This is a genomic window from Desulfofundulus sp. TPOSR (assembly GCF_011393055.1).
GTDB lineage: Bacteria > Bacillota > Desulfotomaculia > Desulfotomaculales > Desulfovirgulaceae > Desulfofundulus > Desulfofundulus kuznetsovii.
This window is the reverse complement of sequence record NZ_JAAOEF010000005.1, coordinates 1-20,214: the sequence shown is the minus strand read 5'-3', so window position 1 is coordinate 20,214 and position 20,214 is coordinate 1. Positions and strand designations below refer to the sequence as shown.

Below are 20,214 nucleotides of genomic sequence, written 5' to 3'. Positions count from 1 at the left end.
CAAAAGGGTGACGTACCACTACATATTTCCTGTATGTGGTAATTGGGTAAGTATCTGTGCTTTTAGCGGCGGCCTTAATCCCAGCACCCGAAATGCTTCATAGGCATCCCCCTGTAGCTCGGTCCGGAAAAGATAAACTTTATCATTGAAGCTAAACTGGATGGCGTGCAGGGTGGCCAGGTCGGCCATCACTTGCAGATAGCCGGCTTTCGACTGTTTTTCCTTCAGATAACGGATGAGGGCGCTTTCCAGGACCAGGGCCAGAAAACACACCATGACGTGCCCCCTGACCCGGGATTCGGTCCAGTGATAGATGGGGCGCAACTCCAGCCCTGATTTCAGTTCCCGGAAGGCCCTTTCCACCCGCCAGAGCTCTTTGTAGGCCAGGACCACCTGGTCCGGAGGAAGGTCGGTGTTGGTTTTCAGCATGTATTTGCCGTCATAGCGGGCTTCCCGCCTGATAGCATCGTGGTCGATGGTTACGGCGTTTTTACTGGCTTTGAGATACTGCCGGTAGCCTTTGTTACCAAGCAAGCCCTTGATATTGCCGCTGTCCAGTTTCCTTTTCAGCTTGATGATCATTTCCCGGCGGGCATTGCGGTCCCGTTCTGCTCCTTCCGGATTGAAACAGAGGATGTACCGGCTAATCCCGTTGCTCCATACTTCCTTGACCTTGAGGTTTTCTTTTACCCGGGTATAGGGGGCATTCCAGCTGAGCATCCGGTCAATGTCCGGCCGGCGGCGCATCTTTACGCCCACGATATACTGGAGCCCGGCGGCACTGATTTCCTGCAAAACTTTTTTACTGACCATTCCCCGGTCTCCCACCATGATTACCCGGGTGACATTAAACCGGCGGCGCAAATCAGAAAAGGCGGCCTTAAAAGTCCTGACATCGCCGGTGTTGCCGGGGAAAATGTGGTGGGCCACCGGTATGCCCTCTTTGGTCATCAACAGGCCAATCATGATTTGCAACCGGTCGGGCCGTTTATCCTTGGAATAGCCGTATTTGGCCAGTTCTTTCGGCCCGGAGCCTTCGAAATAGGTGGAAGTGGTATCCCAGAACACCAGGTCCAGTTCGCAGTTAAAAAGGTTGCGCACCCGGTCGAAAAGAAAGCTCTCTATCTCGTCTTTGTATTCCGCCACAAAATCCAGGGCGTGGTAGAAATGATGGAGCTGGAGCTTTTCCAGGGGCGGGTGGTAAACGCTTTGCAACCACCTTTCGTTGAGTCCTAATTTAGATAACGGATCGCATAACCGGTTTAAAACCATGGCAAACAGGGCTTCTTCAAAGGGAGAGGTCTTTTCCGTGCGATTCAGGATACGCCGCACACAGGGACCCAGTCCCAGCTTTTCTTCCCACAGGTTGTGGAAGATTAATGCCGGCCCCCATTGTTTGGACCAGCTGGCCTGTGTTTCATCCAGGTTCATTCTGACCCATTGGGTTTCGCTGAATCTGGTCAGGTTCTCAATCAGGCGATCCAGCTGTCCACCCTGCAGGTCTTCAAGCCGGCCCAGGTTAGCGATAACTCGCTGGCGGGATCTACCGTTTACCCGGTAGGATTCCACCAGCTGGAGGTATTCCCTGGTAGTACCGTCTTTATTTGTAAAGGTCTTTTTTCTGATGAACATGGCATCCCATCCTGTGGATAATATCTGCATTTATCTTACCACAGGAGAAGGGGTAGTGTCTAGCCATATATTACCAACGTGGCACTACATTTTTAAAAATCGCCGGTTTTTTGACAGTTGCTTTCCATTCTGGCAGTGCTTTACAACACAAAATGCCCATTTTTCAAGGCTTCGCGGATTTTTGGGGGTAAAATAACAGTTTCTAGCTTTCAAACTCGAGCCTAACCCAGTCCCCCCAGCTTTGCGTCCCATGCCTGCCCTATGGCTGCACTCTTTATACGGCCGGAGCTGTTCTTCCACTTCGTCCGTTTTCCACCACAATTCGCGATTGTACCCCCGCCGGCCTCCACCGCGGCCAGTCTTGAAACGTCCTTTGCATTTATGTTCCCGGTCTTCCTGGCTGATCGTTGCCGCCGTGCCATATTCCGTTGTCTCTTGAATTCCCTTATGTCCCCTTCATTGTATAAAGAATCATATGTAACACCCAGCATTCTGGCCAGCAACTGTAATCCTTCCGCTTTCTCATGTCTCCATACTATTCTTATGATTTCCCGCCTGGCTCCCGGTGTTGACTGCCGCCGGTATTCCCAGGCATATCTTCTCAATTCGCTCAAAGACAAAAGACCCACCCTTTCTCCCGCTTTTCGCCGCACGCAAAAAGAGAGCATGCGCGCGCCCCCGGCGCGCCAACGTGGAGGCAGCGGTAATTCGCGCCGGTATGTACGGTACCTTGCCCGGAGCTGCGCTCACGCACCGTGGAGCAGACCACCCTCACGCTTTCCCGCCCGGGGTGCGCCAAACGGGAAAGGGGAAAGAAGCCCCCTCGCACGGCTCCCTGGTTTCAGGGTTACGGGATGCACCGTCGCGCAGAACACTCCCAGTTATCCCCAAGGGGGTCCCCGTTTTCCGGTCCGGTGGCCCGGCGGCAACCGACTGCGCCGCGGCGCCTGCTCGGCAGGACCGGACCGCCGCTGGGGGGAAGGGCTATGTCAAGGAACATCGCCACAGAATTCGCGCACCAGCCTGTACGTCTGTGGAGGGCTTTCACCCGGGCGGGACGCCATCCCCGCCGCGGGCGCGGCTCTTCAGGGCGGCCGCCTTCCCCCAGGTTTAACCCTCGCTGGCGGGTACGACTGTTTCCCGGACCGTCGTCGTCCCCCCGGCGGTTTCACCCCCCGCCGGTCGGGTCAAGTGGACTGCGTTGCGCTGCACCCCTGATTTGTGCTGCCGCAACCACTCTCCCACGCCCCTACGGGCCGCTGTATTAGGAGTCGATGCGGCAGAACTTGCAGAGGGGTTCCCGGATTATCCCCTCTCCCGCGCCGCCAAGAGCTTGACGGCCAGGGACAGGGGATAATGCAACGAAACGAAATTTTTACCCAGCGAACAGGAAATTTATACCTGTTTAGTTAAGTAATAAATTATTGGTCATTTACAGGCTGCTGGCGGTAAATCTTCACTGTACAGAAACTCCGAAATTGTCAGGCCGAAAGCTTTTGCAATCTCCACCGCCTCGTCAATATCCGGTAAGAATTTACCGTTTTCCCAGTCTGAAATTGTCGTCTGTGGTTTACCAATCATCTGCCCGAGCTCTTGCTGTGACAGTTTTCTTTCTTTTCGCAGATAACGGAGCCTCGCCCCAAAGGTTTTTGCGTCCACTTCTTTCACCTCCGTCTGCTTATATGGTAAACGGTTTATCGTTTACTGTCAATGGTATTTCGTTAGATGTCCTGCAAAAATATGTTTTACAATATTTCTGGGATAACGGATTTTCGTTAAGAAGGGTATGTTTTACATGGATATTGCCGACCGTATTGTACAGCTGCGCAAAGAGAAGAATTACAGCACCACAAAACTGGCCAAACTTGCCGGAATAGCGCAATCCACGCTTCGTGAAATCGAGTTGGGCAAGACATCGCCGACCTGGGACACGATCCTCAAGCTTTGCAGGGCGCTTGGTGTTTCACCCCGTGAATTGCTCGATTTTGAACCGGGTGACCGGGGCGATTTGCCCCACGACTTTAAACGTTTCCTGGAAGTTGCCCGTCTTCTCACCCCCCGCCAGCGTGAGTTAATCCTGGAAGTGATGGAAGAATGGGCGGAATATAACAGGATTAAAGCTAAATAATTGTCTCCGCAGTTTTACTAAGATACGACGCGGCGAACAGGTGGTTTCATGTGAGAAGTATTTACGTGAGATCATCTGAACCTGTTGCAAGGCGAATCTACGAACTTTGCCGGGAAAAAGGAATCACCATAAACCAATTGGCTACCCTTTCGGGGTTGCCCCACTCCACTATCGACAGCATTATAAAAGGGAAGAGCCGCAACCCCCGTCTGACAACTATTAAGAAGATCTGCGATGGCTTGGGAATGACTATTTCGGAATTTCTAGACGATCCGGTGTTCAAAAAAGTGGAAGATTAGGTCTCAGAGTTATCTGCACACACACCTGCAGAATGCCGATCCCCCGGGCGAGAGCCATCCCTGCCCCAGGCATGACAAAATTTCAATCTCTTCCCGGCGACGTTCCCCCACCGGATCTAATTCAATGATCAAACTGCATTGCCAGTCCCAGGTCAGGGATATCCTCTCTCCCTTACCGCCACTTTTCCGGCAGACTGGGACGGGAAACAAAATTTCTTCTGTTTTCTGGAAGGTCATTCCATGTTTTCACAGAAATATTGTTTTGAGTCACTCTCCCGCTGCTTTTGCCTGCTGCTCGTCTAGCAATTCGGCTACGGTTACCCCCAGGGCGGCGGCAATCCGGGATAGTACATCAATGCTCGGATTTGTCTTGACACCACTTTCTAGCTCACAGAGGTAAGCTGCCGTAATTTTGCTGTCACTTGCCAGCTTTACTTGGCTTACGCCTCTTGACTCCCTTAGTGTTTTTATCTTAAAGCTGATACCATTTTTTAACACACGGCTCACTCCCTTTGTTATAAGTTTAGCTTACAGCTAAGTTTCGTCAATAAAAATTTAACCAACAGCTAATAAATGCTCTTTGCTTTCTGAGTCGTTGAGTTGATAAAATTAGCTCATAGCTAACGAAGGGAATATACTCTTATGGATATAGGCCGAAGAATCAGGGAGATTAGAAAAGCAAACAATCAAAAGTTACTTAACATATCGCAACAAACGGGACTTTCACAGCCGTTCATCAGTGAGATAGAACGTGGAATTAAAGTCCCATCTATTGAAACCCTCGAAAAAATCTGCTCCGCCCTGGGCATCACCCTGGCCGAGTTTTTTGCCGACCAGGCCCCGGAGCTGCCGCCGGACATCCGCCAGATGATAGACGTAGCTCGAAAACTTACCCCTTTGCAACGCGAATTGATCATCTCCGTCATGAAGGAGATGGCGAAAGAAAATCAAACGGGAGGGGAATAATCCGTGTCAGAGCAACTGTTGAAAGAAATCCTTGGTGAACTGAAGGCCCTGAATCAGCGTGTCGGCAATATAGAGCAACGCGTCGGCAACATGGAGCAGCGCATCGGCGACCTGGAGCAGGGCCAGCAGGAGCTCGTCAAGCGTGTCGGCGACCTGGAACAGGGGCAACAGGAACTCGTCAGGCGCATCGGCGACCTGGAGCAGGGCCAGCAGGAGCTCTCCGGGCGCATGGAACGAATGGAAGCCCTTATCGAAAACGAAATTACCGACAAGATCCGCGCCCTCTTCGACGGTTACAATCTTAGAGGCGATGAAATTGAGAACTTAAGGAAACATCTCGATGAACGCCTGGATGCAATAGCTCTGGACATCAACTACCTGGTGAGAAAAACAGCTCAGCAGGAGTTTGTAATCCAGGAATTAAGGCGGGCCAAATAGGTCAGTTTCATTCTCCACCGGGTCCAGCTTCGTCCCGGCTTATAACCAGCAACTCACTGGCGGGAATGCCGAAGAATTTCTCCATACGGATAATTACTTCAGCAGAAGGGTCATGCCGGCAGTTTTCGTAGTGACTTATCATTGCTTTGCTGACGCCAAGTAGCTGTGCCAATTTTTCTGCAGATAGCCCCTTACTTTTTCGTGCAGCTATTAAGTGGGTTCGTTTTGGCATTTACTGCCACCGCCTTTGGGTTAAGCCCTACTTAACCCTGTCATCTTTAATATAGTTAAGTAACACTTAACTGTCAAGAGGGTTTTTAATGTTCAACCGACAAACATTTGCCATTCGCTTGAAGCAACTCCGTAAACAAAACAATGTTTCTATGCAAAAGCTGGCTGAAGCGCTCAACTTAAAAAGTAAAGCGGCCATAAGTCAGTTTGAGAATTGCGTTAATCTCCCGTCACTTGATACTCTTGTCGCTCTCGCCGACTTCTTTGACGTCAGCATCGATTTCTTACTTGGCCGGACTGACAATCCCAAAAGCCACAAGTTGTAGGCGAAAGGAGAACAGCCATGACCAATGAGGAATTCCAGAGCCTCGTGCTTCAGCAGCTTGGAAAGATTAATAAACGTCTCGATTCTCTTGAAGAGGGCCAGCTCCATCTAGCAACCCGCCTCGACAACGTGGACAACAAGGTGGACAAGCTAGGGCTTCGCCTCGAAAACGAAGTTATCGACAAGGTGCGTGCCCTCTTTGACGGTTTCGCATTGAGGGGCGACCAAGATCGAACGGCTGCAAAAACACCTCGATGAACGCCTGGACAGCATCGAAACAGACACCCGTTATCTCGTTGCCAGGGTCGCCAGGCTGGAGAAGCTGGCGAAGTAGGTGCGTGTTTCCTGCCCGGTCATGTCCACCTCCTGTTCTCCTGCGATGCAGGTTGTTCAGGCTCCTCAGCCAGCAATTCGCCGGCCGGAATGCCGAAGAATTTCTCCAGGCGCTGGGCCACCTCCCAGGAGGGATTGATTTGGTTCAGCTCAATCATGCTGTAAGCTCTCTGCGAAATACCAATCTCCTTTGCAACCTGCTCTTGGGTGTAGCCCAGAGTTTTTCTTGTATTGATCAGGTACCGACGCATAAAAACTTCATCCCTGTTCAACCAGAAGCATTACTTCTGACACCTCCATTATATTAGAAGCGATACTTCTGATCAAGTATTTTTATCAAATCCTGCTCGGAGAAAAATTATCATGCTTAAATTAAGTGCCAGGCTCAGGGAACTTAGAACATCTCGCAAAATCAGTCAGACAGCTCTATCTAATGCGGTTGGTGTATCTCAAAGAGCAATTTCGTATTACGAAGCAGGTAAGGATATTCCCACGCTTGACGTTCTCATCCGTCTCGCTGATTTTTTTGATATATCCCTGGATTACCTAGTCGGCCGCTCCGACGACCCGCGCAGGCACTGATTTCTGTTCCCCTGCGACGCGGGTTGTTCAGGCTCTACAGCCAGCAGTTCGCCGACGGGAATGCCGAAGAATTTCTCCAGGCGCTGGGCCACCTCCCAGGACGGGTTGCAACGACAGTTTTCTATAGACACTACCAATGACTTGCTTATTCCTAATTGCTGGGCCAGTTGTCGTAAAGATAAACCTGCATTTTTTCTAGCCTCAATTAAACGAGTCCGTTTCATATGACGCAATCACCACGTTAGGAAGCAGCGGTCAGTGTCACTAACCGCTACCACTATATATTCTATCGGTTAGTATTACTAACCGTCAAGAGGCATCAACCATGTTCGATAGAAAAATTTTTGCCGCAAGGTTAAGGTATTTACGTGAGCAACACGGTCTTTCCACACAGAAACTTGCAGGTGCTCTTGGTTTAAAGAGCAAGGGAGCTGTTACGCAGTTTGAAAAGGCTGTAATATCCCCTTCCGTGGATACTCTTGTTGCCCTTGCCGACTTCTTCGACGTATCCCTTGATTACCTGGTAGGCCGCTCCGACGACCCGCGCAGGCACTGATCTTCTTGACGCTTCTCCACCGGTATCGAACCGCCGGAGGCGTTCCTGGCATACTGGAGCATCTTCAGGAATGCAGCCATACCCTCTTCGTACCTGCGCTCCCAGCCGGGAACAGGAACAAACTTCACATTTATCACATAGGTGGGTGGCTTTCTCAACAACTATCCCTCCCCGGCCTGCTGGCCTTACATTTAGTCTAGATCAATATCATTTGTAAAGTCAAGCCCCTAGTTTATTTGTGCCCTGTACTTTTCTTGTTTTTTGGGGTAAACTAGTATTGAGCTTATTCTTAATCTAGACCAAAACAGGAAGTGATTTTTATGGACCGCTTTTCTACCTGGGAAGACCTGAAGGGTGTAAAAATTGCTTTCCTGCCCGTGGGGTCCCTGGAGCAGCACGGGCCGCACCTTCCCCTGGGTACCGACGGGATTATCGCAGAGGCGCTGGCCGGCAGGCTGGCCGACATTTTTGCGCCGGCCTACCTGCTGCCGCTGCTTCCCTTCTCCTCCTCTTTTGAACATGCCGGTTTTCCGGGGTGTGTTTCCCTTAAAGTGACGACTATTGCTTCGATCATTTCCGATGTGGTGGAATCCCTCGCGTTTTCCGGTATCAAGAAACTTGTCATCGTCAGCGGTCACATGGGTAACCACCTCCTTCGAAACGTCGTCCAGGAATTGAATTATCCCCGTCCACGGGTGCTGCTGCTTCCATCCCGCCATCACTGGGAAAGGGCTTACCGGGTGGCCGGAATATCCTCGTCCCCTTCCCGGGACATGCATGCTGGTGAAAGCGAGACGTCCATTATCATGTATTTGTTTCCCGGGGCTGTACGCTCCCAGGAAATGAAGGATGTTGACCAGCCGGAACGGCAGCTTCTAGAAACTCTGGGCATGAGGGCTTATACCGAAACCGGAGTCATCGGGTTCCCTTCAAAAGCTTCTGCCGAAAAGGGAGCTATGTTTCTGAATGCCCTGGCGGAAGAAACAGCAAAAACGGTAAAGGAGTTTGTTGAAATTGGCTGAGCAACTTAGTTGGCAGGAAATAGCTGCAATTCTGCGTGAAAGAATTCTTTCGGGTCAACTGAAACCGGGACAACCTTTTCCAACCAACAAGGAATTGATAAACGAATTCGGCGTCTATGTAAGCACCGTCCAGAACGCCGTAAACGCCCTCATCAGGGAAGGATTAGTCGTCACCTCCGGCCCCGGCAACAAGCGCCGCATCGTCAGGCCTTTGCTGGAGCGGTCGGTACGCCGGGGAGGCTTCCTGACCGAGTTCGGGCCGCGGGCCAGGCTGGAGATCCTGGAGCTGAAGATCGTACGCAGTCCCAGAAAGCTGCCGGCAGCGGTTCTCAAGGAGATGGATCCGCCGGTGCTGAGGTATCTCACCCGCCAGTGGCGGGATGAAATTCCCGTCGCCCTGTCCGATGCTTATATTCCGGAGGTCGTCCCGCTCAAAGAGCTGAAGTCACTTATTTCCGACCCCGGCACAGACTTGTACCGGGCGATGGAATCACTTGGTATGAAACCTGCCATCTGTGAGGAGTCGCTGATTGCCGGTGGGTCTACGCCGGAGGAGCAACAGATCCTCTACGGAGTGCCTGTGGTGGTGCGAATCACCCGGAAAGTTTATGATAAAGACGGACGGTTGCTGGAACTGTGTTTTCTAACCAACCGGGCGGATTGCTACGAGTTTTTATACCGGTTCCCTTTTGAAGTTCAAGAAAATAATGATAAACTAACATAAAAGGAGGGTAATAATACCGTGCGTTTACCTGTAACCCTTTACCCGGGTGAAGATGGTTTTATAGTTGCAGAATGTCCGGTTATACCAGGATGTATCTCCCAGGGCAGAACAGAGGAAGAAGCTCTGGCAAACATCAAGGAAGCGATTGAACTTTGCCTTGAAGTCAGGAAGGAAGCTGGCTTGCCCTTAACGCTACCTCTCCGTGAAATAGAGGTGGCCATCTAATATGGCTTCCCTTCCTGTTGTTTCGGGTAAGCGCGCTGTTCGCGCTTTTGAAAAGGCCGGCTGGAAAATTGCCCGGCAAAAAGGCAGTCATATCATTATGGTTAAAGCAGGTATGCTGGCAACGCTATCAATCCCTGATCACAAAATTTTGGATCGTGGCCTGCTGCGCAGTTTAATTCGCAAGGCTGAAATGTCCGTTGATGAGTTTATTGAATTACTGAATTAGTTGAACCGGACATCGTGCGATGGGGTGCATGCCGTTTTTATTGTTCTTATAAAAAACAATTTACAGTACAATGTTGCCCGTAAGAACAGTATAGTCTCTTTCAAGAACAATGTCAAGGGTTTTATTAAGTTTTTCAAAGAAAGCATCTTTACTTTGTTCTTTTTAGCAACGTGCTTTTAGAGAACATCTTGGTTATACTTAAATGAAAAGTACCTGAAAAGACCATCGGGAGCGGTAAACCTTGGAAAGTAAATCAACTGTCTTCAGTCAAAGGATAAAGTTTCTCAGAAAGCAAAAGGGCTGGACACAAGAAGATTTGGCTGAAAAACTTAAAATCTCGCGTTCTGCTGTCGCCGGATGGGAAGCTCCCAGTAAGACAAATTTTCCTGATAAGGATACACTTTTACAACTTTCCAATATTTTTAACGTTTCAGTTGACTACCTTTTGGGACGATCAGATGATCCTTCTCCACCCCCCGCAAAAACAGAAAAATCCCTTCAGCAAAGACGCATCGAGCTGGAGCAGGCGTTCAAAGAACTTCTCAGGTCCGAAACGGTCATGTTCGATGGCATGCCCATTGGTGAACTCGATGAGGAAATTATCGAGGACCTGGAACTGATGCTTGACCATATCCTGGAATTCCTGAAAAAGAAAAAGCAAAAAGCGGCTTCCGGCAGAAGTGAAGATGGAAAGAATTAATCCGAAACCTATGTTCACAAAAGGTGATTGGACGTGATGTTCGGCAGAATTTTTAAGCAAGTATCAGATCTCATTTCCCGCTGCGGTCTTCTCCACCCCCGGGAACTTGCCGATTACTGCGAGGTAAACGTCCTTTATGTTCCCACCAAACGGCTCCGGGGTGGTTTCATCGACATTCCGGATGGGGCCATAGTCGTCGTAAGCCCGTTGCTGCCCCGCTTCAAGCGTTATGGCATCCTACTCCACGAAGTGGCCCACAAGATCCTCCACCCTGGCACGAACCGGTTCATGGACCACGCATACATAAGGTACAGCTGCGGCAAATACGAGCTTGAGGCCCACCTCTTCGCATTGATATACGCCGTTTTGTGGGACAGGGAAGGTTTCGAAGAATGCGAATACGACCCCCACAGATTCGCCGACAAGTACGGTCTGTCCCCGCAAGCAGCGGACGTGGTGGCCAGGGAAATCGAAGTCAGGGGGCCTGAGGTGTTAAAAGCTCTGGGATATAAAGTACCGGACCCGGAAGATTGGGTGCCGTAATCCAAGGGATGGAAGCCGGAAAAGGCTTTTTTCGTTTATAGGAAATTTTGTCGAAAGATAGAAAAGAATATCGAGCATCCAAGCCGGCTATGGAAACCCTTTAATTATACCAGTCCTCACCCGGCCGGGTGTACAAAGAGAAAGGTCCGCACAGCAACGGACCCTTTTTCACCTCATTATGCGGATGCTACAACTTTTCCACGGGGGGTTCCGGGCCAGGGGTGGGGGATCATGCGCATTCTCGCTTTCCCACCGCAAAAAGGACATTCAAAACGCAGCTCCCCCGGTTTTCAAAAGAGAGCAACGCTCTTATTGCTCCCATTCCCTCGACAGGTACACTACGTTGCTTTCAGCCGCACTCTCTTCCACACTGCCGGCCTTTGCCGCCTCCGCTCCGATTTTCTCGACCACCTTCTGAGCCAGTTCGGCCACCATTTCCGGGTGCGCTTTCAGAAACCTTCGAACATTTTCCCTTCCCTGTCCGAGTTGCTCCCCATTGTACGAGTACCACGTACCGGACTTCTTGACCAGTTCATATTTCAAAGCAAGGTTCAGGACATCCTGTTCGCGGGAAACGCCCTCGCCATAATACATTTCTACAATTGTCCCCCGGAAGGGCGGGGCAACCTTGTTCTTGACCACCTTGATGCTGACTTCGCTGCCAATCGCCTCACTACCGTCTTTTATGGTTTCCTTCTTCCGTACATCCAACCGCACGGAAGCGTAAAACTTCAGCGCCCTCCCGCCGGGCGTGACCTCGGGTATGTTGCCGCCGAAGTTATTGCCCCCGACCTTTTCTCTTAACTGGTTGATAAAGATGACAACCGCTTTGCTCTTGCTGGTTATTGCCGTCAGTTTACGCAAAGCCTGGGACATCAGGCGTGCCTGCAGGCCGACCTGGATCTCCCCCATTTCCCCTTCTATTTCCGCCTTTGGCACCAGGGCCGCCACCGAATCTATTACGACCACGTCTATCGCCATGCTTTTTACCAGATCCTCACAGATATCCAGGGCCTGCTCCCCATAGTCCGGCTGGGAAACCAGGAGGTTTTCAATGTCCACCCCAAGTTTTTTAGCATAGACCGGATCCAGGGCGTGTTCCGCGTCAATGAAAGCGGCAATGCCTCCCGCTTTCTGTGCTTCGGCGATCACATGCAGCGCAACCGTGGTTTTGCCCGAGGACTCCGGGCCGAAGAGCTCCACAATGCGGCCCCTGGGTAAACCGCCCACCCCGGTCGCCAGGTCCAGGGACAGTATACCAGTAGGAATAGCCTCAACCATCATTTTGGGGTTCTCTCCCAGCCTCATAATGGACCCCTCGCCAAATTTCCCCTTGATTTTCGCCAGCACATTTTCAAGCACTTCCTCCCTGGTGGCCGGTTTATCTTTCTCCGCTCTTGCCATTTCGCGCACCCCCAAACATATGTTTTAATGGATTATAAAACAAAGCCCGTTCTAATGCAAGGAAAATGCTGCCATGGGGGTGAAAAGTTACGGCAGGACGCGGAAAAATCCAGAAACTGACGAAAAAGCTGATAACTCAAGAGAGATAAAGGGATTTGAGCAGTTCCCGTTTTTTCAGCTTTTCCTGTTCCTCAGAACCCGTTTTATTTTCCGCTTTCTTTGTTTTTGATTTATTCTTTTCGACCCGGCCCTGCGGCCGCCCGGGTTCGTGCCTGTAATCTTCCCTGAGTGCGGCAACCAGCAGGCCGGGGACGTTCCTGATTTCCGTACTGCTGCCCATTTCACTGATAAGTTTGATTTTCTCCCTGATCTTTTCTTTTGGAAATTCCAGCAGGAGTTCTTCCAGGAACTCTGAAGGCACCAGGGCGCCGGTGGCCACCAGCACTGTCGCCTGCAACTCCCCCAGAACAGCGGCATTAAGGCAGGGATGGGCGCCCGTTACAGGATCGCCCGGCGTTTCGCCGCGGTTGTCTGCGGGCATATTCTCTCCCGGTTTTTGGTAATCAACGGTGTCACGATCAACATCAACATCAACAACAACAAAATTATTATTTAATTCGTCTGAACCCATGGTAAGAGGGGGGGTGAAATTTTTACAGACCCCCCTCTGAAATTCGGAAAGTGGGGGGTATGAAATTTTTTCACACCCCCCGGCATGATCCACCCGGGTAAGAGGGGGGTCTGTATTTTTTACACACCCCTGTCCGGAATCGGAGGTTTCTTCCCGCTCGTTTTGAATAATCTGCTGCAGTTTTTCAAATACAGGCGCCAGGTCATATTCATTGCTCAACTGGCCGTTGCTGGAATCGTACCTGTTGCGGACAATGATCAGTCCCTTTTCAACCAGGCTTTTTTTATAGGAATGCAGGGTCTTTTCACTCACGCCGGTTAACTTGCTGAGTTCCCTGATGGAGGGATAAGGATCCTTAACGGTCCACCGGTAGCTCAAAAGGTGGCAGATAAAAGCCACCTCCTGGAAGGAAAGCCCCAATTCCCTCTGGTAACGGAACAAAGCGGTGGGAATGGGAGCCACACCCTGCTCGGCAATCGTTCTGCCGTAAAGTTCGTAAAAACGGTTTGGATTTCCATTTTCCTGCTTGACAACGCCCGGGGTTTCCACTATCATACCCTTAGAAACTCCTTTCTTTTGCCATACGCTTGCATGAGCGCATGGCATTTTTGTTTTGGACCTCCCTCCCGGAAGCCCACAAAAAAAACCCGCGTGATTTGTCACGCGGGTGGTTGTTTTAAAATGGTCTTTTAAACTACCGGCTGCTGTTGGCATAAACAATCGGATAATAAATGGCCGTCCTTCTGGACAGCCCGCGGGCTTGCTATTTCTTGTTTATCAGCAAATTCGAGAGTATTAATAATTAATTTGTTATAAAGATCGCTTTTTCTCCAACCAAGCCATTCTTTTGTCCTCTCGACTCGTGGCAATAACCATCGCATCCGCCACCAGTCAGCCAAATCACTAAAAGGCAAATCCCGGTAAACAGGTTCAGTAGTACGACCCTCCATGTAATCCGTAAGATTATCTACTAAAGGAAATAAAAAAGCTTCTCTTTTAACATTATGGCGCAATAAATCAGAAGAAAAACCGAGACGCTCCAATGCTCTAACCATAATTTGCCACTTTATACGTGGACCTACACCAAAGCCTCCCCTTGTTGAAATCCCCTGGGACTCAAGAAACTCTTTAAACAAAGGGTAAAGTTCCATTAGATGGAAACTACCGTATCCGTCGGTATATCCCAATGAGTAAGCAATATGTAAGGATTTATAACGCAACCGATTATATAAGCTACTTCTACCAAAAGCACTGGTAGTAGTTAGAGCAACAAGATGTGCTGGCAACAGACGCTTCTCCATCTCAGTCATACGATCACCGTATTTTAGCCGGTAAGCTTCTCGAATCTCGTTAGATGCTGCAGCCATGGCAACCAACTTGCCTCCCAGTAAATAGTTATAGGGAGGCACAGCACCAAGCGTTTGAATGTCCATCGTTTGATTGACCAGTTCAACCTTCTTACCCTCGGGGTAGCGGAAGAGACGATCGCGAGGTGGAAAGCTTAGGGGTGGTGATTGCAGAGCCAGAATGCCAATTAGTTTGTCATTATTATTGTCAAACACTAGAAACCTTAAGCGGCGGCCATATCCCTTGGAAAAGGGCAAAGACCAAAGTAAGCGCGCGATTCTGAAAAGAGCATGTTGTTTTCTATTTTTTACTTCAACCAGTACAGGGGATATTTTTTCCGGAACTACTTCTACACCATCAGCAAAAAAATTAATGAAACGCGGCAAGTTTTTAGCAAGCCACTCTTGACGTCTTGCAAGTTCCAGCAGCCGAGCTGGCTCGTGAAGCTGACGAAGCGCATCCTTTGTATCGCCGCAGTATGTCAGGTACCCGTCTTGATCAATATCAAATCCTACAGATTCAAGTTTCTCCAAAACTAATCTATGTAATTCCTTTGCCGAGATTGACAATTAAACTCCCCTCCTTACGTAAGAACCAAACCATTGGCTTGTACAAATTCCTCAACCGTATTAAAGGCATTGAAGAACAAAGGTGTCCCGGCGAATGAAAGTGGAGATACCGGCCCAGTTGTCATAAAAGAATATTCTCGAGATGCTACATCAAACGAAGAATGGGGATCTCTAAAAAGCCGATATAACTCCAGGGATTTACTGCGACCACCCACCAGTTCGCTTAAAGCCTTAAACTCGGTACCCATACCTAATCCAAAACCAAAGAAAAATATTCGTAACTGATCTAAAATCTCCCGGTGTAAGCTGGATAAAGTCTGACTTATGAACATCCAACCTACACCATATTTACGAGTAGTGCGAGCAGCATCGATCAAAATATGCCTTATGCCTTTCTTTTCTTCAATGCCTGGGTCTTCCCGTGGAGCTAAGCGGTGGGCCTCATCTATTAGAACCAATGTATTTAGGCTGCGTTCCTCTTTGTATGCTCCTTCCGCAGCAGTACGGATACCCTCTAAGAGACGCCTAATAACCAGGGCTTGGATGGTATCATTCCAAAAAAGAAACGAAGATTTATTGCCTTCTACAATTAGTTCACCAAACAAATTTGCCTGCGACTCTTGAGTTGTTATAGTATTAAGTTGTTCGCCAGAAAGATCTATTACTACTAGTGGACGGGATTTTTGGCTTGGCTTCAAGAGACCAAATAAAATGCTTTCCACTTTTCGAGCACCCGCACGATCTTCTCGAAAAAGTTGAGCTACCGGAAGCCAATACTTCTCGTAGTACAAGTCAGGAACGGCTTGGGAAAAAACATCTTTAAAACGTGCTCTGGAAGATTCACTTCGATAAAAAATTTTCTGTACGTTATCATCGCCTAAAAGGTTCCAGGCTTTATCAAAGGCGGACCGTTTATACAGATCTTTTAAAGTAATTCCGTCCCGCTCCATTCTCTGAACTAAGGTATCTACAGCCACTTCCCGATTTTCGCCTTTGGGCATGCTGAGTTCTTGAAAGAACGACGATTCATATAATATCTTCGCAAAAAGTTCCCACCTGTCCAAAACCAAATCGCGAACGCTGTAAATATATACGGGCTTCCCTAGATTCTTAACAATATTCCTTAATGGTAATTGAAATTCGCCAGTAGGGCGACCCTGAAAATCTTTAGCAAACTCTCCTTGAGGATCTAAAACTAATAGAGCCATTCCCGGATATCGGGTATAAGCTAATAAAATCATCTTTGCCAATACGGATTTCCCGGATCCTGTTTTACCAAAAATACCGATATGATACGCCTCACCAGCACCATCAGCACCTTTATCGAAATGTTTAAACCATAGTGGCAGGAGAGGCCTGGAACCATAAACATGTCCGAGGTAGAATAGTTGCGTCCGGTAGGGTGAAAGCAACTCCTCCAATACATCATTGTTTACTAAATGAATTGGAGTACCGGTAGAAGGAACGGAACCTAAAATGCTCGGACGGTAACCGCTTGGCCCCGCGGAAAATACTGCGCTAATCGTCATTTCCCCTGTATGTGTGTCCTGGCGTTCACTTACCGCATCTATTTTCCCACGCTGGCGAATAAGGCTACGCATGGTTGGATCTTCATGCCAAACATTGCGAAGAGTTATTTCGGTTATCTGGCCGAGCGCATAGTGTTCACGCCCGTCCTGCATATAATGGAACATTGCCAGTTCACCCACAAGTTTTTTGCTCATAGCACTGGCAAGTATATCTAGGGTTAACTCGCTTGTAGACGAAGGTGAGCCAATAATACCGATTCGCTCTGCCGAATCCACCAACTGGCTCAGCTTTTTATCTTTAGCTTCCATGTTAAAACCCCCATTCAGTGCGATAGCCGTGAAGGCCCATAAAAACCTCTGTAACATTACCATGGTAGGTTTCCGCTAAACGCTGGCTAGTTATTTGACGAAAGGCTGGAATGGACTTCGGCAAATGTTTTACCATCCTGTCAGCCATGTAAAGGGGAAAAGGTTCCATTATAGCTGCTGCACCACACTGATGTTTTATACCGTGGAGCATAAGAGCTAGACGGGCAGGATTCTCGACCACTGTTCGACTTGCTTCCAGCCTTAAAGCGGGAAGCCAGGAATAGGGTCGGTAATAGATTACCTGTATGTTTGTTAATAGATCAATAATTTCTTCACTTAAGCGGGAAGCTTTCTCGCGTTCTTCAAAAGCAACTGTTTCTGTATTAAGATGCCAGGGTTGTTGTGGCTCCTGGAGCACTTGTGGTTGAGTAAATTCACCCGGTTCTAGTAAAAAACTTAGTAAACCGCGGTCGTCGTACGTCTCCGGCCACCCTATTATTTTACCAATTTCACGACGCGTTGTATATTTGGGTATGGCCACCCACGCGCGATCGGTTCGGACAGAAGAAAGGATAACTCTATAGGCTTGTAGGAAGCGAACAATACCCGTTGTAAGATATTGTGTTATCTTGAGTTGCTGTGCCTCTTTTGTCTTAATCATGGCCTGGTTAAAGTATATTAGAGGTGTGGTAAGTGAGCCATCAATAAAGACGAGCTCGTGCGGAGCATTAGATGCAAGCTCAAGTTCCATTCCGATCATAAAGGCCCTTAGTATGGTCCCAGTTCCAGAATCATGAACCTCCATCTCTACCAACACCTTGTGGCGTGGCTCAGGCCAATATCGAGTTTCAGAAGGTGGGGTAAGACCCTCAACGGCTACAGCTGCTGCTGCAACTAAATCACTGGTTAATAGATGTTCAATCGCGTAAGAACCATCAACCCCACAAGTGGTAGGTATTGGCATATAAGGAAGTTCTGACTCCCTGCGTAAAATACCAAGATTCATTAATTTCTTCCGCCATTGCTCCCTTTGCTCATGTACTTTCTCAAAGCCTTCAAGTAATGCCTGGCTCAAACCTTCGGTGCATTGTAATACTTCATTTACTAAAGCACTTGGTAATTCAGCAAATAAATTATTAATCTGCTCGTTCATAATTGGGTCTCACCTAGTTTTTAGGGTAATATATTTGAGAGCTATTTTCAAACGAGGTCTTAATTGGGATATATTCTCCGTAAAAGAAACTTTTCCCTGTTTTAAGGCAAATAAAAACCCGCATTTTTTCGCCCGCAATACCTGCAGCCAAAAGGTAATATATACCCAGGTCCCATGGTGATAAAACATAGTGGTAAAAATGTGGGCTACACCCTATTCAGGAATTTTCCTTTCATAAAGTTTTAAAGCTTGTGTTTAGCGCAAATGCCCGGGTTACGTGCCCGGCGGAAAACTACGAAAACATCCTCCGCCTCTTACAGAACCAGGCTAAACCTTTGGGGTAGCGACAAGGGCACTATCGGCACCCCGATGCTACCCATGTCGCTACCCCCTGATAAAGAGCGAAGGACGGAAACTTTCCGCCCCGTTAAAACGTTGCCAGTACCTTGAGTTCGAACCTTTCCTGCTCCAGTTTTTCTTCCCGCCCCAGGAATTCGGCGAGGTCGACATTATAATGAATTTCAATCTTATCCCGGTACAAAACCACCTTGCTGATAATCTGGGCGAGCATCTGCTTTTTCGTCTCGACCGGGGCCTCCATGAACAGCTTGAACCAATGAGGGGCACGCATGGAAAATTCCATCAGCTGGCTTCTCCGATGCTTCTCCACGCGCGCCTGCGACTTTACTTCTTCAAGTTCCTTCTCAAGTGATTCTACTATCCTGCCGTATTCGTTCACTTTTTCAGCCAGCAGTTGCTCCGAATACAAACTGCCGTCCGGATCGGCGAAATAATCATCCAACCGTCTTACCCAGGCATTATAGATTTTCCTGTTTTTGCTTAACTCCTTCTCCAGGGTCTTTACCCGATTTGTCGCTTCAGCCAGGTAGTCCACCTGCTTCTGTTCAACATACTGTAAAAGATCTTCATAATTCAACCCGGACAGAAAATTTTCAAGTTCCTGCAGGAAAATCCGGTCTATTTTTTTCTGGGAATACGAACCCTGCCCTTCACACAGTTTTTCTCCCCCACCTACCCGGGCGTGGGTAACACACCGGTAAACCCTTTTCTGACAGGGGTAAACCTTGCCGTTACGTTTGCGCCAGTTATGGCCGGAGCTGATAAAGCCGCGGCCGCAGTAACCGCACACAAGAAAGCCGGTCAGGAGTGCACTGCTGGACATGGCGCGGGGATTGGGAGTTCCTCCCTTTTGTGTTTTAGACGTACAATTTTCCTGCATCTTGCGGATCAACCGTTGCCATGTTTCCAGGGGAATAATGGAGTATTCGGGTATCGGCTTCGGGTTTCCATTCTGATCCCGGGGAATGATGAAATTGTTCAGGTCCGTATATCCTTTGATGCGAACCCTGGAAGTGGGAGTGTTTCCCGGTTTCGTCCTGTCATAGGCCGGAAGCCCGCAGATTATTGGGTTCTGCAGCACCTGTCGCACCCGGGTGTCGGTCCACAACCTGCCTTCCCGGGTGCGGTACCCCTGTTCGTTCAACGCAGCGGCTATCCTTTTGCTTCCCAAGCCTTCTTCCAGGTAGAGTCTGCACATTTCCTTAATCACCGCGGCCTCTTCCTGATCCACTTCCAGCGGCAAACCTTTTTTGGACTCGGATAGCCTGAACCCGTATGGAGGGCGGCCACCGGTCCAGCATCCCTGTTTGGCTTTCTGCCGCATAACATGAGACACGCGAATTCTGGTGTTCACACTTTCCGTCTCCGATTGCCACCCTTCGATAAACCGCAGGAGCTTGTCATACTGGTCCTTAAGCTCCAGCTTTTTACCTCCAGGTACATCGGCGACGGCGATAACCTCGACACCGGCACGGTGAAACTGCCATAAGACTATCGGGTACTCCAGGCTTTTGCGTGAGAGGCGGTCGGCCTTAAATACAAGCAGAATCTTAAATTTACCCATTAACGCGTCGGCGAGAACGTTCTGCAGGATGTCTCTGTCGTCTTTGCTGTACTTAAATGCTGAAACGCCTTCCTCCGCGTATTCCTTCACAAGTTCCCATTCCGGATGTTGTGCAACAAATTCGCGTATTACGCTTGCCTGAAGCGGTATGCTGTCTTCCTCGTTATTTTTCAACTGCTTTGCGGTCGATACCCTGTATAATGATGCTACCGGAATGGTCATGGAAAGCACCCCTACTTCGTGATTTCCTCCAGAATAAGTTGGGCCGCTTTAGCTTTGAAATTTACCATGCGTTCCCTGGAATCGGGCACGGGTATGAAAACATTTTCCACTTTCATACCCGACACGGGGTCACGCCTTCTTAATTTCATATGGCTCAGGCCTTCTTCTACAATATATTCTACATCATTTATTAAAA

29 protein-coding genes are annotated in these 20,214 nt (G+C 49.0%); 14 read left to right on the top strand and 15 right to left on the bottom strand.

The genetic code is table 11. The annotated features are described in order from the left end of the window. Positions 1–18: 18 nt before the first annotated feature. The 3 genes from G7K71_RS18600 to G7K71_RS18590 form a co-directional block, all read right to left on the bottom strand. Complete coding sequence (locus tag G7K71_RS18600) at positions 19–1,632, bottom strand: IS1634 family transposase (protein ID WP_166349697.1); 1,614 nt, start codon at positions 1,630–1,632, stop codon at positions 19–21. 221 nt (positions 1,633–1,853) lie between these two features. Beyond that, a complete protein-coding gene (locus G7K71_RS18595; RefSeq protein ID WP_166349694.1) occupies positions 1,854–2,300 on the bottom strand; it encodes a hypothetical protein in 447 nt (148 codons plus the stop codon). Between the two features lie 760 nt (positions 2,301–3,060). Next, complete coding sequence (locus G7K71_RS18590; RefSeq protein WP_013823524.1) at positions 3,061–3,291, bottom strand: helix-turn-helix transcriptional regulator; 231 nt, start codon at positions 3,289–3,291, stop codon at positions 3,061–3,063. Positions 3,292–3,418: 127 nt separating this feature from the next. Between G7K71_RS18590 and G7K71_RS18585 the strand changes: the two genes are divergently transcribed. Both G7K71_RS18585 and G7K71_RS18580 read left to right on the top strand, forming a co-directional pair. Next, entirely contained in the window at positions 3,419–3,760 is a 342-nt protein-coding gene (locus G7K71_RS18585; RefSeq protein WP_166349691.1) for a helix-turn-helix domain-containing protein, read from the top strand. A gap of 50 nt (positions 3,761–3,810) precedes the next feature. Continuing rightward, on the top strand, positions 3,811–4,059 hold the full coding sequence (locus G7K71_RS18580) for a helix-turn-helix transcriptional regulator (RefSeq protein WP_313885038.1): 249 nt from the start codon (positions 3,811–3,813) through the stop codon (positions 4,057–4,059). A gap of 267 nt (positions 4,060–4,326) precedes the next feature. On the opposite strand, the gene G7K71_RS18575 is transcribed toward G7K71_RS18580, so the two are convergent. Next, positions 4,327–4,557 (bottom strand): helix-turn-helix domain-containing protein, encoded by a 231-nt coding sequence (locus tag G7K71_RS18575; RefSeq protein WP_165859270.1) that lies wholly within the window; start codon positions 4,555–4,557, stop codon positions 4,327–4,329. A gap of 144 nt (positions 4,558–4,701) precedes the next feature. Between G7K71_RS18575 and G7K71_RS18570 the strand changes: the two genes are divergently transcribed. Both G7K71_RS18570 and G7K71_RS18565 read left to right on the top strand, forming a co-directional pair. Further along, positions 4,702–5,025, top strand: a complete 324-nt coding sequence (locus tag G7K71_RS18570) for a helix-turn-helix domain-containing protein (protein WP_166349688.1) — start codon at positions 4,702–4,704, stop codon at positions 5,023–5,025. 3 nt (positions 5,026–5,028) lie between these two features. Next, on the top strand, positions 5,029–5,463 hold the full coding sequence (locus G7K71_RS18565) for a hypothetical protein (RefSeq protein WP_166349685.1): 435 nt from the start codon (positions 5,029–5,031) through the stop codon (positions 5,461–5,463). 7 nt (positions 5,464–5,470) lie between these two features. Here the strand turns inward: G7K71_RS18565 and G7K71_RS18560 are convergent, their stop codons facing one another. Beyond that, positions 5,471–5,695: a helix-turn-helix domain-containing protein gene (locus G7K71_RS18560; RefSeq protein ID WP_166349682.1), complete on the bottom strand. Its 225-nt coding sequence runs from the start codon at positions 5,693–5,695 to the stop codon at positions 5,471–5,473. A gap of 88 nt (positions 5,696–5,783) precedes the next feature. Between G7K71_RS18560 and G7K71_RS18555 the strand changes: the two genes are divergently transcribed. Together G7K71_RS18555 and G7K71_RS18550 are read left to right on the top strand one after the other, a co-directional pair. Then, positions 5,784–6,020, top strand: a complete 237-nt coding sequence (locus G7K71_RS18555) for a helix-turn-helix domain-containing protein (RefSeq protein WP_013823534.1) — start codon at positions 5,784–5,786, stop codon at positions 6,018–6,020. A gap of 17 nt (positions 6,021–6,037) precedes the next feature. After that, positions 6,038–6,277 carry a hypothetical protein gene (locus G7K71_RS18550; protein WP_166349679.1) on the top strand — a complete coding sequence of 80 codons (240 nt, stop codon included), beginning with the start codon at positions 6,038–6,040 and terminating at the stop codon, positions 6,275–6,277. Positions 6,278–6,372: 95 nt separating this feature from the next. Here G7K71_RS18550 and G7K71_RS18545 read toward each other — a convergent pair whose 3' ends face one another. Continuing rightward, positions 6,373–6,603, bottom strand: coding sequence for a helix-turn-helix transcriptional regulator (locus G7K71_RS18545; protein ID WP_243175174.1), 231 nt, complete (start codon positions 6,601–6,603; stop codon positions 6,373–6,375). Between the two features lie 112 nt (positions 6,604–6,715). Here G7K71_RS18545 and G7K71_RS18540 point away from each other — a divergent pair, with 112 nt between their 5' ends. Continuing rightward, positions 6,716–6,934 carry a helix-turn-helix domain-containing protein gene (locus tag G7K71_RS18540; protein WP_166349673.1) on the top strand — a complete coding sequence of 73 codons (219 nt, stop codon included), beginning with the start codon at positions 6,716–6,718 and terminating at the stop codon, positions 6,932–6,934. On the opposite strand, the gene G7K71_RS18535 is transcribed toward G7K71_RS18540, so the two are convergent. Then, the gene (locus tag G7K71_RS18535) at positions 6,895–7,158 is read right to left on the bottom strand and encodes a helix-turn-helix transcriptional regulator (protein WP_166349671.1); all 264 of its coding nucleotides are present in this window, start codon (positions 7,156–7,158) and stop codon (positions 6,895–6,897) included. The two genes, G7K71_RS18540 and G7K71_RS18535, sit on opposite strands and share 40 nt — an antisense overlap. A 101-nt stretch (positions 7,159–7,259) precedes the next feature. On the opposite strand from G7K71_RS18535, the gene G7K71_RS18530 reads away from it, so the two are divergent. Then, positions 7,260–7,490 carry a helix-turn-helix domain-containing protein gene (locus tag G7K71_RS18530; RefSeq protein ID WP_013823539.1) on the top strand — a complete coding sequence of 77 codons (231 nt, stop codon included), beginning with the start codon at positions 7,260–7,262 and terminating at the stop codon, positions 7,488–7,490. Here the strand turns inward: G7K71_RS18530 and G7K71_RS18525 are convergent. After that, positions 7,451–7,648 (bottom strand): hypothetical protein, encoded by a 198-nt coding sequence (locus tag G7K71_RS18525; protein ID WP_166349668.1) that lies wholly within the window; start codon positions 7,646–7,648, stop codon positions 7,451–7,453. The genes G7K71_RS18530 and G7K71_RS18525 overlap by 40 nt on opposite strands. A gap of 162 nt (positions 7,649–7,810) precedes the next feature. Between G7K71_RS18525 and G7K71_RS18520 the strand changes: the two genes are divergently transcribed. From G7K71_RS18520 to G7K71_RS18495, 6 genes are all read left to right on the top strand, one after another. Then, a complete protein-coding gene (locus G7K71_RS18520) occupies positions 7,811–8,512 on the top strand; it encodes a creatininase family protein (protein WP_166349665.1) in 702 nt (233 codons plus the stop codon). Then, a complete protein-coding gene (locus tag G7K71_RS18515) occupies positions 8,505–9,236 on the top strand; it encodes a GntR family transcriptional regulator (RefSeq protein WP_166349662.1) in 732 nt (243 codons plus the stop codon). Before G7K71_RS18520 ends, G7K71_RS18515 begins: the two co-directional genes overlap by 8 nt. A gap of 18 nt (positions 9,237–9,254) precedes the next feature. Further along, the gene (locus tag G7K71_RS18510; protein ID WP_013823543.1) at positions 9,255–9,461 is read left to right on the top strand and encodes a type II toxin-antitoxin system HicB family antitoxin; all 207 of its coding nucleotides are present in this window, start codon (positions 9,255–9,257) and stop codon (positions 9,459–9,461) included. A gap of 1 nt (position 9,462) precedes the next feature. Beyond that, positions 9,463–9,687: a type II toxin-antitoxin system HicA family toxin gene (locus G7K71_RS18505; protein WP_072870853.1), complete on the top strand. Its 225-nt coding sequence runs from the start codon at positions 9,463–9,465 to the stop codon at positions 9,685–9,687. Between the two features lie 241 nt (positions 9,688–9,928). Further along, positions 9,929–10,387: a helix-turn-helix domain-containing protein gene (locus G7K71_RS18500; protein WP_072870851.1), complete on the top strand. Its 459-nt coding sequence runs from the start codon at positions 9,929–9,931 to the stop codon at positions 10,385–10,387. Between the two features lie 36 nt (positions 10,388–10,423). Next, on the top strand, positions 10,424–10,930 hold the full coding sequence (locus G7K71_RS18495; protein WP_072870850.1) for an ImmA/IrrE family metallo-endopeptidase: 507 nt from the start codon (positions 10,424–10,426) through the stop codon (positions 10,928–10,930). A gap of 309 nt (positions 10,931–11,239) precedes the next feature. Here the strand turns inward: G7K71_RS18495 and recA are convergent, their stop codons facing one another. From recA to G7K71_RS18460, 7 genes are all read right to left on the bottom strand, one after another. After that, a complete protein-coding gene (recA, locus tag G7K71_RS18490) occupies positions 11,240–12,334 on the bottom strand; it encodes a recombinase RecA (protein WP_166349660.1) in 1,095 nt (364 codons plus the stop codon). A gap of 136 nt (positions 12,335–12,470) precedes the next feature. Next, complete coding sequence (locus G7K71_RS18485; protein WP_166349659.1) at positions 12,471–13,520, bottom strand: helix-turn-helix domain-containing protein; 1,050 nt, start codon at positions 13,518–13,520, stop codon at positions 12,471–12,473. Between the two features lie 134 nt (positions 13,521–13,654). Beyond that, positions 13,655–14,881, bottom strand: coding sequence for a Druantia anti-phage system protein DruA (locus G7K71_RS18480; protein WP_166349657.1), 1,227 nt, complete (start codon positions 14,879–14,881; stop codon positions 13,655–13,657). A 14-nt stretch (positions 14,882–14,895) separates the two neighbouring features. Continuing rightward, on the bottom strand, positions 14,896–16,719 hold the full coding sequence (locus G7K71_RS18475) for an ATP-binding protein (protein ID WP_166349655.1): 1,824 nt from the start codon (positions 16,717–16,719) through the stop codon (positions 14,896–14,898). A gap of 1 nt (position 16,720) precedes the next feature. Further along, a complete protein-coding gene (locus G7K71_RS18470; RefSeq protein WP_166349653.1) occupies positions 16,721–17,872 on the bottom strand; it encodes a DNA double-strand break repair nuclease NurA in 1,152 nt (383 codons plus the stop codon). Between the two features lie 427 nt (positions 17,873–18,299). Beyond that, positions 18,300–20,018 carry a recombinase family protein gene (locus G7K71_RS18465; RefSeq protein ID WP_166346282.1) on the bottom strand — a complete coding sequence of 573 codons (1,719 nt, stop codon included), beginning with the start codon at positions 20,016–20,018 and terminating at the stop codon, positions 18,300–18,302. Between the two features lie 11 nt (positions 20,019–20,029). Further along, the coding region (locus tag G7K71_RS18460) for a hypothetical protein (RefSeq protein WP_207713068.1) at positions 20,030–20,214 on the bottom strand (185 nt) is incomplete at its 5' end.